This is a genomic window from Nitrobacter sp. 62-13, from assembly GCF_001896955.1.
Lineage (GTDB): Bacteria > Pseudomonadota > Alphaproteobacteria > Rhizobiales > Xanthobacteraceae > Nitrobacter.
Genome location: NZ_MKRN01000033.1, coordinates 17,576 through 17,986, shown reverse-complemented (window position 1 = coordinate 17,986; position 411 = coordinate 17,576). Strand labels below are relative to the sequence as shown.

General features: G+C 62.5%; 1 protein-coding gene (running past one end of the window). It reads right to left on the bottom strand.

The window, feature by feature from the left end; translation table 11 throughout:
- Window positions 1-23: 23 nt before the first annotated feature.
- Window positions 24-411, bottom strand: partial view of a hybrid sensor histidine kinase/response regulator gene (locus BGN91_RS04430; protein ID WP_292610877.1) — the 3' portion only. It continues 2,321 nt past the right edge of the window; the window shows 388 of its 2,709 coding nt (coding positions 2,322-2,709); its start codon lies off the right edge, out of view; the stop codon is at window positions 24-26.

Here is a 411-nt window from a genome sequence, read left to right as displayed (position 1 = left end):
TACCATGCTCATGCTCTGATCCTTCATGCCGCCACCCGGTTTGTTTCGGCGGTCTGTTCCTTCAGCGCCGCAATGAGGCCGGGCCGGTCGAACTTGGCGACGTAATCGTGGAAGCCGGCCTGACGACCGCGCTCGATCGCGGCCGGAGAAATCATCGACGACAACGCGATGATCGGAGTTCCGCTGAGGCGGCGATCGGAGCGCACCGTCTCGGCGAACTCGAAACCGTTCATGTCAGGCATTTCGATATCGGTGAGGATCGCGTCGAACTCCTGACCCGACCGCAGAACGACGAGACCTTCCTGCGCGTTGGTCGCGAGGCGGACCTGGTATCCTGCGGCCTTGAGAACCGGCGCCAGCATGTTGCGGAAAAAGGCGCTGTCATCCACCAGCAGCACCGATCGCGTGGCG